The organism is Nocardiopsis sp. NRRL B-16309, from assembly GCF_001279585.1.
Lineage (GTDB): Bacteria > Actinomycetota > Actinomycetes > Streptosporangiales > Streptosporangiaceae > Nocardiopsis.
Window position 1 is genome coordinate 18,799 of the sequence record NZ_LGEC01000002.1, and the last position, 12,290, is coordinate 31,088.

General features: G+C 73.0%; 11 protein-coding genes. 5 read left to right on the top strand and 6 right to left on the bottom strand.

Annotated features, from left to right (window positions below; all coding sequences use genetic code 11):
* Window positions 1-172: 172 nt before the first annotated feature.
* The 4 genes from ADL05_RS00090 to ADL05_RS00105 all read left to right on the top strand — a co-directional run bounded on the left by ADL05_RS00090 (window position 173) and on the right by ADL05_RS00105 (window position 2,769).
* Entirely contained in the window at window positions 173-541 is a 369-nt protein-coding gene (locus ADL05_RS00090; RefSeq protein ID WP_053614753.1) for a DUF6703 family protein, read from the top strand.
* Window positions 542-646: 105 nt separating this feature from the next.
* On the top strand, window positions 647-1,504 hold the full coding sequence (locus tag ADL05_RS00095; RefSeq protein WP_053614754.1) for a metal ABC transporter ATP-binding protein: 858 nt from the start codon (window positions 647-649) through the stop codon (window positions 1,502-1,504).
* Entirely contained in the window at window positions 1,497-2,390 is an 894-nt protein-coding gene (locus ADL05_RS00100) for a metal ABC transporter permease (RefSeq protein ID WP_053614755.1), read from the top strand. Before ADL05_RS00095 ends, ADL05_RS00100 begins: the two co-directional genes overlap by 8 nt.
* A gap of 4 nt (window positions 2,391-2,394) precedes the next feature.
* Complete coding sequence (locus ADL05_RS00105; protein WP_053614756.1) at window positions 2,395-2,769, top strand: Fur family transcriptional regulator; 375 nt, start codon at window positions 2,395-2,397, stop codon at window positions 2,767-2,769.
* A gap of 231 nt (window positions 2,770-3,000) precedes the next feature.
* Here ADL05_RS00105 and ADL05_RS00110 read toward each other — a convergent pair whose 3' ends face one another.
* From ADL05_RS00110 to recO, 4 genes are all read right to left on the bottom strand, one after another.
* Window positions 3,001-3,816: an SGNH/GDSL hydrolase family protein gene (locus ADL05_RS00110; protein ID WP_053614757.1), complete on the bottom strand. Its 816-nt coding sequence runs from the start codon at window positions 3,814-3,816 to the stop codon at window positions 3,001-3,003.
* 136 nt (window positions 3,817-3,952) lie between these two features.
* Window positions 3,953-4,759 carry an SGNH/GDSL hydrolase family protein gene (locus tag ADL05_RS00115; protein ID WP_053615020.1) on the bottom strand — a complete coding sequence of 269 codons (807 nt, stop codon included), beginning with the start codon at window positions 4,757-4,759 and terminating at the stop codon, window positions 3,953-3,955.
* Window positions 4,760-4,797: 38 nt separating this feature from the next.
* Window positions 4,798-5,643 (bottom strand): isoprenyl transferase, encoded by an 846-nt coding sequence (locus ADL05_RS00120; RefSeq protein WP_053614758.1) that lies wholly within the window; start codon window positions 5,641-5,643, stop codon window positions 4,798-4,800.
* Window positions 5,640-6,371, bottom strand: a complete 732-nt coding sequence (recO, locus tag ADL05_RS00125; RefSeq protein WP_053615021.1) for a DNA repair protein RecO — start codon at window positions 6,369-6,371, stop codon at window positions 5,640-5,642. The genes ADL05_RS00120 and recO overlap by 4 nt, the downstream gene beginning before the upstream one ends.
* A 222-nt stretch (window positions 6,372-6,593) precedes the next feature.
* On the opposite strand from recO, the gene ADL05_RS00130 reads away from it, so the two are divergent.
* Window positions 6,594-7,457 carry a CAP domain-containing protein gene (locus tag ADL05_RS00130; protein WP_053614759.1) on the top strand — a complete coding sequence of 288 codons (864 nt, stop codon included), beginning with the start codon at window positions 6,594-6,596 and terminating at the stop codon, window positions 7,455-7,457.
* A gap of 645 nt (window positions 7,458-8,102) precedes the next feature.
* Here ADL05_RS00130 and ADL05_RS00135 read toward each other — a convergent pair.
* Window positions 8,103-10,286 carry a TerD family protein gene (locus ADL05_RS00135; RefSeq protein WP_053614760.1) on the bottom strand — a complete coding sequence of 728 codons (2,184 nt, stop codon included), beginning with the start codon at window positions 10,284-10,286 and terminating at the stop codon, window positions 8,103-8,105.
* 300 nt (window positions 10,287-10,586) lie between these two features.
* A complete protein-coding gene (gene leuA / locus ADL05_RS00140) occupies window positions 10,587-12,287 on the bottom strand; it encodes a 2-isopropylmalate synthase (RefSeq protein ID WP_053614761.1) in 1,701 nt (566 codons plus the stop codon).
* Window positions 12,288-12,290 lie beyond the last annotated feature (3 nt).

A 12,290-nucleotide genomic window follows, 5' to 3' on the forward strand; every position in this document is an offset into this window, starting at 1 on the left:
CGACGGGTGTCCACGGAGGGCCCCGCACTCCTAACATGTCACAGGAACGCACAGCGGCTCACCCCCGGCCGCGCCCGGGGCCCGCTGGACAACCGATCACGGCCCCGGAGGCGGGTCGCGCACCCCCGGTGCGGGCGAGTCCTCGACGGTGGCGGACTGCGGAACGGACGGCATGGCCCCTCCCGAACACGGCGACGAACAGCGGCCCGTCCCCGGCCGCCCCCTCCCCGACGGCGAAGCGTTCTACACCCCCGGTGCCGGCCGGCTGCGCGCGGCGGTGGAGCGGCGCAGTGCCGTCCCCCTCGTGTGGCTGCACCGGCAGCCGCGGTGGCTGCCACCCGTGGCGCTGGGCGCCCTGTTCATCGCGGGCCTGATGGCCCCGGGCCCGGTGGGCGGCCTGTGCCTGCTCGCGGTGGCGGCGTTCTTCTCCTGGCTGGCGTTCCTGACCTGGCCCGAGCTGGACCGCCGGCAGCGGGTGCCGCGCGTGATCATGGTGGTGGTCGTGCTGGTGCTGACGGTGGCGCGCTTCCTGGGGTTCTGAACTCGGGTTCTCCTGAGTCCCGAGGTGCGCGGCGGCGGGCGGCGGCGGGCGCCGACCCGTTCGTCGCGTTTTGACAATCATTTTCGTTTTCGGCATACTGGGCAGGTGTCTGACCAGTTCACGGGGACCGCGGTCGGCGATCCCGACGCACCGCCCGCCTTCCGGATCACCGACGCCGTCGTGGGCTATGACGGCGCGCCGGTGCTCGACGGCGTGGACCTCGACATCCCCGTGGGCCAGACGATCGCCGTCATGGGCCCCAACGGGTCGGGCAAGTCCACGCTCATGCGCGCGATGCTCGGCATCGCACCGCTCTCCGCCGGACGGATCCTGGTCCACGGCACACCGCTGCGGCGCTTCCGCGACTGGCGCCGGATCGGCTACGTGCCCCAGCGGCTCACCGCCGGGGGCGCGGTCCCCGCCACGGTCCGCGAGATCGTCGCCTCGGGCCAGGTCGCCTCGCGGCGGCTGCTGTCGCTGCCCACGCGCTCCGACCGGGCCGCGATCGACGAGGCGCTGGAGACCGTCGGCCTGGCCGACCGGGCGCGCCACTCCGTCCGCGAGCTCTCCGGCGGCCAGCAGCAGCGCGTGCTCATCGCCCGCGCGCTGGCCGGGCGGCCCGACACCTTCGTCATGGACGAGCCCATGGCCGGCGTCGACGCCGAGAACCAGCGGGAACTGGCGCGCACCATCGACCACCTGCGCGGCACCGGGGCCACCGTCGTGCTGGTCCTGCACGAGCTGGGCCCGCTGGAGGACGTCATCGAGCGCTCCGTCGTCCTGGACGGCGGCCGGATCGGGCACGACGGGCGCCGGGCACCCGCCGCCACCGGTGCCTGCGCGCGCCCCGGGCACGAGCACCAGCACCCCCACCCCGACCCCAACGACCCCGACCCGCGGGCGACCGGCGCCGAGGCCGCGCCCGCGGACCTGATCCGACTCGAGGTGCCCGGCAGTGACTGAACTTCTCCAGTACGAGTTCATGCGCCGCGCGCTGCTGGCCGCCGTACTGGTCGGGCTCGTCACCCCGGTCATCGGTACCTTCCTCGTCCAGCGCCGCCTGGCGCTGCTGGGCGACGGCATCGGCCACGTCGCGCTGACCGGCGTGGCGCTGGGCCTGCTGACCAGCACCTCCCCCGTCCTGACCGCCGCCGCGGTGGCCACCCTGGGCGCCGTCCTCATGGAGGCGGTGCGGGTGCGCACGCGGGCCAGCGGCGAGGTCGCCCTGGCGCTGCTGTTCTACGGCGGCATCGCCGGCGGCGTCCTGCTCATCGGGCTGACCCCCGGTGCCAGTAACGCCACCCTGACCGGCTACCTCTTCGGTTCGGTGAGCACCGTGGAGGAGCAGGACATCTGGGTGGTGGCCGTGCTGGCCGCCGCCGTGGTCGCGGTGGTGGCGGTGTTCGGCCGCCAGCTGTTCGTCCTGTGCCAGGACGAGGACGTCGCCCGCGCGCACGGACTGCCGGTGCGCTTCCTGAGCATGCTGCTGGCGGTCACCGCCGCGCTGACCGTCGTCATCGCGATGCGCGTGGTCGGCCTGCTGATGGTCAGCGCGCTGATGATCGTGCCCGTGGCCGCCGCGCAGCAGTTGACCAGGAGTTTCCGGGTGACGATGGGACTGGCGGTGGCCATCGGCCTGGTGTCCTCGGTGGGCGGGCTGTCCACGGCCTTCTACTCCGACCTCTCGCCCGGGGCCACCATCGTGCTGATCGCGCTGGCGATCTTCTGCGTCGCCGTCGCCGCCGCGGGGCTCACCCGCCGGTGGGGCCGACGCCGGGCCGGAACCCCCCGACGACCGGAAGTACCGCTCGGGGCCGATACGATGCCCCAGACCGCGCGGGGAGGATGACACCATGAGTACACGACGCGACGCCGTTCGCCAGACACTGTCCGAGTCCTCCGGTTTCCGCAGCGCGCAGGACCTCTACGCGGACCTGCGGGCCGATGGCTCCAAGATCGGCCTGACCACGGTCTACCGCGCCCTGCAGGCGCTGAGCGACTCCGGCGAGATCGACGTACTGCGCAACGACGACGGCGAGGCCGTCTACCGCGCCTGCGGAACGGAGAGCCATCACCACCACCTGGTGTGCCGCGTGTGCGGCACGGCGGTGGAGATCGAGGGACCGACCGTCGAGTCCTGGGCGGCCGAGACCGGCGCCAAGCACGGGTTCACGGACGTGACGCACACCGTCGAGGTGTTCGGCACCTGCCCGCGCTGCTCTTCGTGACCGCGCGAGCCCGTACCCCCGGGCCGCGTGCCGAGCGCACGCGGCCCGGGGTGCCGCGGCACCGGCACACCTGACCGGCGCCCACACCCGGAGCCGCCCCTACGGCGCCCTCGGCGCGGACGAGGCGTCCCAAGGCGGTCTCCCTGTGTCGTGCGGTGCCGTCGGGACCATCCTGCTCCCCGTGGGGCCGGTCCCTGGGCACGGCACGCGCCGCTCGTCGGAACGGCCGGTTCACTCGCGGGGCGAGCAGGGCTCCAGGTTGGGGCGCTTGGCGCTCAGGCCGTCGCCGGAGGAGCGCCCGGTGAGGCGTCGCCCGATCCACGGCACCAGGTACTCGCGGGCCCAGTGCAGGTCCTCCTGGCGGGCCACCCGCCAGTCGCGCGGCTCGGCCGGCGGCCAGGGCGCGCCCCAGTCCTCGTCCACCGGCACGCCCAGGACCTCGCACACGCGCAGCGCGATGCGGCGGTGCCCCTCGGACGAGAAGTGCAGCCGGTCCCAGCTCCACGCGCGCGGGTCGGCGAGCACGCGCATGCTCCACATGTCCACGACGTCGCAGTCGTACCGGTCCGCGATGGCGCGCAGGTGCATGTTGTACGTGGAGACCTTGCCGCGCAGGTGGCGCATGACCGACAGGGAGCCGGTGTCGAAGCCGGTGAAGAGCACCAGCCGGGCGCCGGTCGCGCTGAGCCGGGCGACCCCCGCCTCGACGATCTGCGCGGTGGCGTCCGGGTCGCCGCCGGGGCGGATGATGTCGTTGCCGCCCGCGCACAGGGTGATGAGGTCCGGCGCGAGTTCGACCGCCCGGGGCACCTGCTCGGTCATGATCTGGCCGGCGAGCCTGCCGCGCACGGCGAGGTTGGCGTAGCGCACCTCGCCGACGTGCCGCGCCAGGTGCTCGGCGACCCGGTCCGCCCAGCCCCGGTAGCGACCGCTGGGCACACTGTCACTGTCGGGGTAGGGGTCGCTCATGCCCTCGGTGAAGCTGTCACCGAGGGCCACGTAGGACACGATGTCCTTCTGCGTCAGATCACTGTGCAAGCCGCTCATAGTGCTCGATGATGCAGCTCCACGGCATGGTTACGCGACAGTAGGTTGACGGTTTCCGCCCTTTTGGGCGGGACATCACAACCGGGGGCCGCGGACGCGCGGCCCGGCGCGCGATGCCGGTGACCGGACGCGCCGGTCAGCCCCGGTCCTTGGTGAGCGGGGTGAGCTCCGGGCGCTTGGCGGTCACCGAGTCCCCCGAGGAGCGCCCGGTCAGACGGCGCCCGATCCACGGCCCCAGCGACTCGCGGACCCACGTCAGGTCCTCCCTGCGCGCCTGGGACCAGCTCACCGGCGCGGTCTCGGGCCAGGGCGCGTCCCAGCGCTCCGCCGTGGGTACGCCCAGCACCTCGGCGACGCGCAGGGCCAGGCGGCGGTGGCCCTCCGGCGACATGTGCAGCCGGTCGTCGTCCCAGGCGCGGGAGTCGGTGAGCACGTCCATCGACCACTGGTCGACGAGGTAGCAGTCGTACCGGTCGGCGATGGCGCGCACGTTCATGTAGTAGCGCGCGAACAGGCCGATGGTGCCGCGCATGTAGCCGGTGGAGACGTTGACCCCGGTGAAGAGCACCACCTGGCTGCCCTGGGCGCGCAGCCGGGCCACGGTGCGGTCCAGGACCTTCGCCATCCGCTCGGGGTCCCCGGCGGGACGCAGCAGGTCGTTGCCGCCCGCGCACAGGGTGACCAGGTCGGGGGCCATCTCCAGGGCGGCCGGGATCTGGTCGGTGACGATCTGGCGCATGAGCTTGCCGCGCACGGCGAGGTTGGCGTAGCGGATCTCGCCGAGGTGGTCGGCCAGGTGCTCGGCGAGGCGGTCGGCCCAGCCGCGGAAGACGACGGTCTCCGCCGCGTCCACCCCGGAGCCCGGGACGGCCCCGGGCGCGGTACCGGGGTAGGGGTCGCCCACGCCCTCGGTGAAGCTGTCCCCCACCGACACCAGCGACATGCCCGGGCGCAGCGGCCCGGCGGTCTCGGTTCCCACCGTCACTCCTCCACTTCCGAAACGGACTCGCCCAACGGGTCTCCCACCGGATTGGGCACAGCACCGCCGTAGCGGCGGTCCCGGCTCGCGTAGATCTCACAGGCCCGCCACAGGTGGCGGCGGTCGAAGTCGGGCCAGAGGGCGTCCAGGAACACGAACTCGGCGTAGGCGGACTGCCAGAGTAGAAAGTTGGACGTGCGCTGCTCGCCCGAGGAGCGCACGAACAGGTCCACGTCCGGCATGTCGGGCACGTACATCTGGCGGGCGATCGCGTCCTCGGTGATCTTCTCAGGGGAGATCCGCCCCGCCGCGGCCTGGCGCGCCAGCTCGCGGGCGGCGTCGGCGATCTCCGCGCGCCCGCCGTAGTTGACGCAGAACTGCAGGGTCATCCGGGTGTTGTCCTTGGACAGCTCCTCGGCCTCCCGGAGCTCCTTGATCACGCTCTTCCACAGCATCCCGGCGCGTCCCGCCCACTTGATGCGCACGCCTCTGGCGTGCAGCTCGTCGCGCCGGTTGCGGATGGTGTCGCGGTTGAACCCCATGAGGAAGCGCACCTCGTCGGGCGAGCGCTTCCAGTTCTCCGTGGAGAAGGCGTAGGCCGACAGGTTGGGGATGCCCATCTCCAGGGCGCCCTCGATCACGTCGAAGAGGGAGGACTCCCCCGCCTTGTGGCCGTCGGTGCGCGGCAGCCCGCGTGCCTTGGCCCAGCGGCCGTTGCCGTCCATGACCACGGCCACGTGCCGGGGCACGAGGTCGGCGGGCAGCTCCGGCGGTCGCGCCCCGCTGGGGTGCGGGACCGGGTCGGCGTACCGCCGCCGCTTGTCGGCGTCGAAGTTGAACAGGCTCAAGAACGCTCCACGTGGCGCAGTGATCGGATTCCGTTCTCCAGGTGCCACTGTAGATAGGCCGCGACCAACCCACTGCACTCGGAGCGGTGCCGGTCCTGACTGGCGTCCGCGCTCTCCCAGTCGCCTCCGAGCAGCGCCGACATCAGCCTCGGCGTCTCGGGGGACGGGTGCACGGAGCCGTGCGGACGGCACACCGAGCAGACCATACCGCCGGCGTGCACCGCGAACGCGCGGTGCTCCCCCCGGCTGCCGCAGCGCGCGCACTCGCCCAGGGCGGGGGTGTAGCCCGCCACGGCGAGCGAGCGGAGCAGGTAGGCGTCGAGGACGAGGCGGGAGTCGTGGGACCCCTCCCCCAGGGTGCGCAGCGCGCCGATGAGGAGGAGGAACTGGCGCAGCGCCGGGTCCTTCTCCACGGCGACGATCTTCTCCGCGGTCTCCAGCATGGCCGTGGCGGCGGTGTACCGGGAGTAGTCGGACACCACCGACTCGCCGTAGGGGCGCAGCGTCTCGGCCTGGGTGATGATGTCCAGGGTCCTGCCGGTGTGGAGCTGGACGTCCACGTGGGTGCACGGTTCCAGGCGGGCGCCGAACCGCGACTTGGTACGGCGCACGCCCTTGCCGACGGCCCGGACCAGTCCGGTGCGCCGGGTCAGCAGGGTGACGATGCGGTCGGCCTCGCCCAGTTTCTGGGTGCGCAGAACGACGCCCTCGTCGCGGTAGAGACTCACACCCCCATTGTCGCGGATGCCACCGACCACCCGGACGCCGTCCACAGCCCCGCGGCGCCGGAGCCCCCGCTGCCGTGACCTGCTTTGTTACGATTTGGATTCCCTTTTCAACATAATTGCTCTACTCTCACGCGCTAGGGCGCTCCATCGACCCCTCGGAGGGGACGAAACCCCACATGGGGACTGCCCGAAAGTCATCCATCCCCACGGAGGTAGAGCGACATGGCGCGTGGCCGCAGAGGCAAGCGCAGGAAGAGCGCTCACGAACGCCCCTCGGGCCGGGAGGGGCGGCGCCGCCTCCTGCCCCTGGCGGCGGGTGTCGCCGCGGTCCCGGTGGGGGCCGTCCTGGCCGGGGCGCTCCTCGTGACCGACCCGGCCGAGCGGCTGAACCCGTTCACGAACACGTCCGGCGAATCCGCGGCCTCCGCCGATTCCGGCGTCACCGACGACGCGGCGCGGGCGCCGGAGGCCGACGACGGAGCGGACTTCTTCGAGGACCCCACCGGCACGCCCCGGGAGTCCGCACCCGCGGCGGACGACTCCGTCGCGGCGGAGGTCACCGCCTCGGCCGCACCCGGAGACGAGGAGGACCCGGAGGACACCGACGGCGAGCGCGGTGAGTCCGGCGGCGGGAGCGGTGACGGCGGTGGGGACAGCGGCGGGAGCGGCGCCGGCAGTGGCGGCGGCGACGGCGGGGGCGACGACACGCTCACCGCGGCGAGCTCGCAGGTCGGCCGGGTCGTGGAGATCGTCAACTCCGAGCGCGCGGACGAGGGCTGCGGCTCACTGCGGGTGGACGACCGGCTCACCGCCGCCGCCCAGGAGCACAGCGAGGACATGGACGCCCGCGGATACATGGCCCACGAGAGCCCCGAGGGCGAGGGTCCCGGTGACCGGGCCGCCCGGCACGGGTACGACGCCTGGGGCGCGGAGAACGTCGCCAAGGGCCAGCGCGACGCCGAGCAGGTGATGGACGCCTGGATGGACAGCCTGGGCCACCGCGCCAACATCCTCAACTGCGACCTGGTCGCGATCGGTGTCGGCGAGTCGGGCCACGCCTGGACGCAGATGTTCGGCTGGGAGTAGCACCGGGCCAACGCGAAGGGGCGGGCCGCACCGTACGGGTGCGGCCCGCCCCTCGTGCGAGGAGGGCACCGGGACTGCGTCGATCAGTGGTCGAAGCCTCCAGGAGGCTTGAGAAGGAAGCCCCGGTATGGCCTCGCGGCCGCGGAGTACCGCGCCCGAGGGCCGCCCATCGACGGATGGCGGACCCTCCGGGCCACGGCGCCCCTGGGCGCGATGGGCGGGCGGAGAGCGCGACGGCTAGTACCAGTGTGAAAAGGGAGTCGAACCCCGAGAAGGAAGCCGTCGCAGGGCCGCCCGTGTGCCCGCGGCGAGGGAAGCGCGAGGGCTGCCGTCCGGCCCACTCGCGTGGCTACCGGAGCCAAGGGTGAGAAGGAAGCCCTCGCATGGCCTCGTGCGCGCAGGTCGAGGAAAGCGGGGCCGCTGCGGTGGATGACGGCCTCACGGCCGTTCAGAAGGAAGCGGCTCCATGGCCTCGTGCGTGCACGGTGAGGAGGGCGCGGCGACTGGCATCTATCTGAAGGGCGGCCGGAGGCCGGAGAAGGAAGCCGCCGCATGGCCTCACCGCGCCCGAGCCTAGCCGGGCGGGCCGGGTGCCCGCACCCGGTTTTCCGGGTGCGGACACCGGGACCGGCTCCGACCGGCCGGTCAGTCCGGCAGGAGTGCGCCGAGCTCGCGCGCGGTGAACACCTCGGTCCCCTCGGGCAGCCCGTCCGGGCGCTCCAGTCCGACGTAGGCCCAGCGCTCCCCCTCCGGTACCGCCTCCTCCGCGCTCTCCCCGGCCTCGAACGGCCCCACCCGGGCTCCGGCCCGCTCCGTCATGGTGAGCAGGTCGCCCACGGTGAAGGCGTCGCGCTCCACCAGGGCCCGGGCCAGCAGGCCCGCGGTCACACCGGTCTCCTCCACCCGGTTGGACGCGAGCCGGCCGGTCATGAACAGGTGCAGCCACCGGGCGGTCCAGCCCCCGCCCTTCGCGCGGGAGAAGACCAGCGGAAGCGCGACCCGCGACGCGCCGCGCAGATCCGACTTGGCCCGCACAGTCCTCGGTTCGAAGGGCATGCCCTCCTGTTCCCCGTCGCGGGTCATGAAGCCGAAGAAGCTCTCCGCCAGCTCCAGGAAGCCCTCGCCGGAGTACAGCAGCACCTGCGGCACCACATGGCTCACGTCGCCTGCCAGCTTGGCCAGGTCCAGGTCGATCATCTCGGTGGCCCCCTCGGGAGCCTCGACGATGTCGCCGGAGTGCACCAGCCCCTCGCCCCTGAGGTTGGTCCACGACACCTGGCCCGCTCCGGCGAAGTCGGCGTCGAGCAGCTGCACGGACAGGTCCAGGTCCGTGCGCTGTGCCTCCTGGCGCCAGTGCACGAAGAACCGCAGCCGCTCGCCGTCCACCGGCATGGCCGATCCGCGCGGCAGCACGCCCACGCCACCGGCCACGCCCTTGCCCGACCGCGGCACGGCGACGGTGCGCACGGCGTCGTCCACCAGCACCCGGTCGAACCGGGGCAGGCGCCGGGCGACGGCCGCGTCCAGGGCGGCGACCACCGGGGCCACGCGCTCGGCGGGCAGCCGCTCGCGCTCGTCCCGCTGGACCCAGGCCCGGGCCCGCTGGTTGACGAACATCCGGACGACCCCCTCCCGACGGCGGGAGGCCAGGTGCTCGCGGGCCGACACCAGGACGCGGGGCGCGACCTGGTCGGCGTGCTCGTCCACCGTCGCCGCGACGCGCTCGGCCCCCTCCTCGGTGGCCTGGCGCAGGACCCGGTCGAGGCTCCGGACGAGCATCCCGGGCGCGGTGGCGAGCAGGTCGAGCACGCGGCCGGTGTCGCCGTCGGCGAAGGCCGCCTCGATCCGCGCGTTGAGCCCGTGCACCCGGGTCTCGCCGCGCGCGACTGCGAACACCTCGCGCGCGTGGGGGAGCTTCGGGTACTCGTGCGGGTGCATCCGCTCGCCGAGCCGCTTGAACCGCTCGCGGTGGCGGGCCACGTCGCCGAGCTTGGCCCGGCTGCTCCCCACCACGCCCTCCAGCGCGGTCATCAGGGCCCGGCGCTCGCTCCGGCGGAATGACCGGAACCGGGTGGGCTCGTCGAGGCTGACGTCGCCGTCGGAGAGCGCGCAGGCCAGGCGCAGGACGTCGGTGACCGTGTCCACGAGCGGTGCACGGCCCTGGGCGATCCGGGCGCGGTTGATGACGGCCCGGTTCTCGCGCACCGGAATGCGCTCGGGCTGCTCGCCGTCGGAGCACTCGCCCGCCAGGACCTCCAGCAGGACGAGGTCGTCCTCGCTCAGCGGCAGCGGACCGGCGGCCAGGTCGAGGTACAGCGCCCGCGCCTCCTCGGCCAGGGGGCGCCCGAGGTGCAGGACGCTGACGCGGTCCTTGGCGCTGGCGACGAAGGGCTCGCGCACCCGCAGCAGGGCGTCGAAGCCGTGCTGGTAGCGGCCGTACTCCGGCAGTTCCAGCAGGTCGACCCCGCCGGCGGAGAAGACGGCCTCCGGCTTGACGTCGGGGTCGGTGAGGGCGTCGGCCAGGCACTTCAGCCAGAAGTCGGCCGTGTCCGGCACGTGCTCCGGGAAGTCCGCGAAGTACACGTTGTGCTGGACGTGGTCGCCGACCGCGGCGCCGACGGCGGCCAGGACCGGCCCCGCCGTGGCCAGGACGTCCTCCGGCCGGAGCGCGGACAGGTGTCGCAGCAGGTCCGTGGAGCAGGTGAAGCCCGCGGTCAGCAGGGCGGCGTCGAACTGGCGCGTGGCGGCGGTGCCGTCTCCGGGCTTCCCGGACGGCTCCGGTACGCGCAGGGTCCGCTTGACGATCTCGGAGTGCAGCATGCGCAGCATCGTCGCACCGTGCGGTATGCGGCCGCCACGCCTTTTTTCGGTAGCCAGGGGCCCCGGACCGCGTCGGCCCGGCGGGGGTGACGGCCCCACCGGCCGGCGGCGCACGGCGTCCTGAGGCGGGCCGCTCGGCCGCGCCATGGGACCTCGGGCCGGCACCCCTCGCGCACGGGAGCGCCGTCCGCCGCGACCGGGGTCGTGGCGGACGGCGTCAGGTGGGGCCCGAGCCCGGACCGGCGGCCCGGCGGGGCCCGGCCCCGGGTGGGCCGGTGCAGGCTCAGCCGCGGGCGGCTCGGTGCGCGCTCAGCCGCGGCCGATGGCGCTGCACAGCGCCTTCAGCGAGGCCGTGGTGATGCTGCTGTGGATGCCCACGCCCCACACGACGCGGCCGTCGATCTCGGCCTCGACGTAGGCGGCGGCGCGGGCCTCGCCGTCACCGCCCATGGAGTGCTCCACGTAGTCCATGACGCGGACCTTGACGTCGACGTCGGTCAGGGCGTCGCAGAAGGCGGAGATCGGTCCGTTGCCGGTACCGGTCAGTTCGCGGATCTCGCCGTTGACGCGGGCGTCGGCCTCGATCCGGTACGTGCCGTCCTCGGCGGTGGTGGAGCGGTGGGCCAGCACCGCGACCGGGCCGCGCTCGGACAGGTAGGTGTCGGAGAAGATGTCCCAGATGCGGCCGGCCGGGAACTCGCCGCCCTCGGCGTCGGTGAAGCCCTGGATGACCTGAGAGAACTCGATCTGCAGGCGACGCGGCAGGTCCAGCGAGTGGTCCCGCTGCATGATGTAGGAGACGCCGCCCTTGCCGGACTGGCTGTTGACGCGGATGACCGCCTCGTAGTTGCGCCCGACGTCCTTGGGGTCGATCGGCAGGTAGGGCACGTCCCAGGTGTACTCGTCGACCGGGGTCCCGGCGGCCTCGGCCGTCTCCTCCAGCGCGGTGAAGCCCTTCTTGATGGCGTCCTGGTGCGAGCCGGAGAAGGCCGTGTAGACCAGGTCGCCGCCGTAGGGGTGGCGCGGGGCGACGGGCAGCTGGGTGCAGTGCTCGACCGTGCGGCGGATCTCGTCGATGTCGGAGAAGTCGATCTTGGGGTCCACGCCCTGGCTGAACAGGTTCATGCCCAGGGTGACCAGGCAGACGTTGCCGGTGCGTTCACCGTGCCCGAACAGGCAGCCCTCGACGCGGTCGGCCCCGCCCATGACCGCCAGTTCGGCGGAGGCCACGCCCGTGCCCCGGTCGTTGTGGGGGTGGACGGACAGGACCACGTGCTCGCGCCGGGTCAGGTTGCGGCTCATCCACTCGATCTGGTCGGCGTAGACGTTGGGGGTGGCGCGCTCGACCGTGGCGGGCAGATTCAGGATGATCTCGCGGCCCGGGCCCGGCTGCCAGACGTCCATGACCGCCTCGCAGACCTCCACCGCGAAGTCCAGTTCGGTGTCGACGAAGATCTCGGGCGAGTACTCGTAGCCGAAGTACTCCGTCTCGCCCAGGTACTGCTCGGCGAACCGCATGACGTGGCGGGTGCCCTCGACGGCGATGTTCTTGCAGGCCTCCCGGTCGACCCGGAAGACGACGCGGCGGAAGGTCGGCGCGGTCGCGTTGTACAGGTGGACGGTGGCGCGCCGAGCGCCGACCAGGCTCTGCACGGTGCGCTCGATCAGGTCCTCGCGGGCCTGGGTCAGCACGGAGATCTGGACGTCGTCGGGGATCAGCCCGTCCTCGATCAGCGACCGTACGAAGTCGAAGTCGGTCTGGCTGGCGGAGGGGAAGCCGACCTCGATCTCCTTGTATCCCATGCGCACCAGCAGCTGGAACATCTCGTGCTTGCGCGCGGAGTCCATCGGCTCGATCAGCGCCTGGTTGCCGTCGCGCAGGTCCGTGGACAGCCACCGGGGCGCTTCGGTGATGGTCTTGGTGGGCCAGGTGCGGTCCGGCAGGTCCACCGGAGCGAAGGGCTCATAACGGTGGAAGGGCATCGGACTGTTCTGTTGCTGCGGCACCATGTC

Bases quoted from the DNA above. Each gene is read 5' to 3' on its own strand.
- leuA (WP_053614761.1), bottom strand. From the start codon at position 12,287: ATGGTGCCGCAGCAACAGAACAGTCCGATGCCCTTCCACCGTTATGAG.
- ADL05_RS00130 (WP_053614759.1), top strand. From the start codon at position 6,594: ATGGCGCGTGGCCGCAGAGGCAAGCGCAGGAAGAGCGCTCACGAACGC.
- ADL05_RS00110 (WP_053614757.1), bottom strand. From the start codon at position 3,816: ATGAGCGGCTTGCACAGTGATCTGACGCAGAAGGACATCGTGTCCTAC.
- ADL05_RS00090 (WP_053614753.1), top strand. From the start codon at position 173: ATGGCCCCTCCCGAACACGGCGACGAACAGCGGCCCGTCCCCGGCCGC.
- ADL05_RS00115 (WP_053615020.1), bottom strand. From the start codon at position 4,759: ATGTCGCTGGTGTCGGTGGGGGACAGCTTCACCGAGGGCGTGGGCGAC.
- ADL05_RS00105 (WP_053614756.1), top strand. From the start codon at position 2,395: ATGAGTACACGACGCGACGCCGTTCGCCAGACACTGTCCGAGTCCTCC.
- ADL05_RS00135 (WP_053614760.1), bottom strand. From the start codon at position 10,286: ATGCTGCGCATGCTGCACTCCGAGATCGTCAAGCGGACCCTGCGCGTA.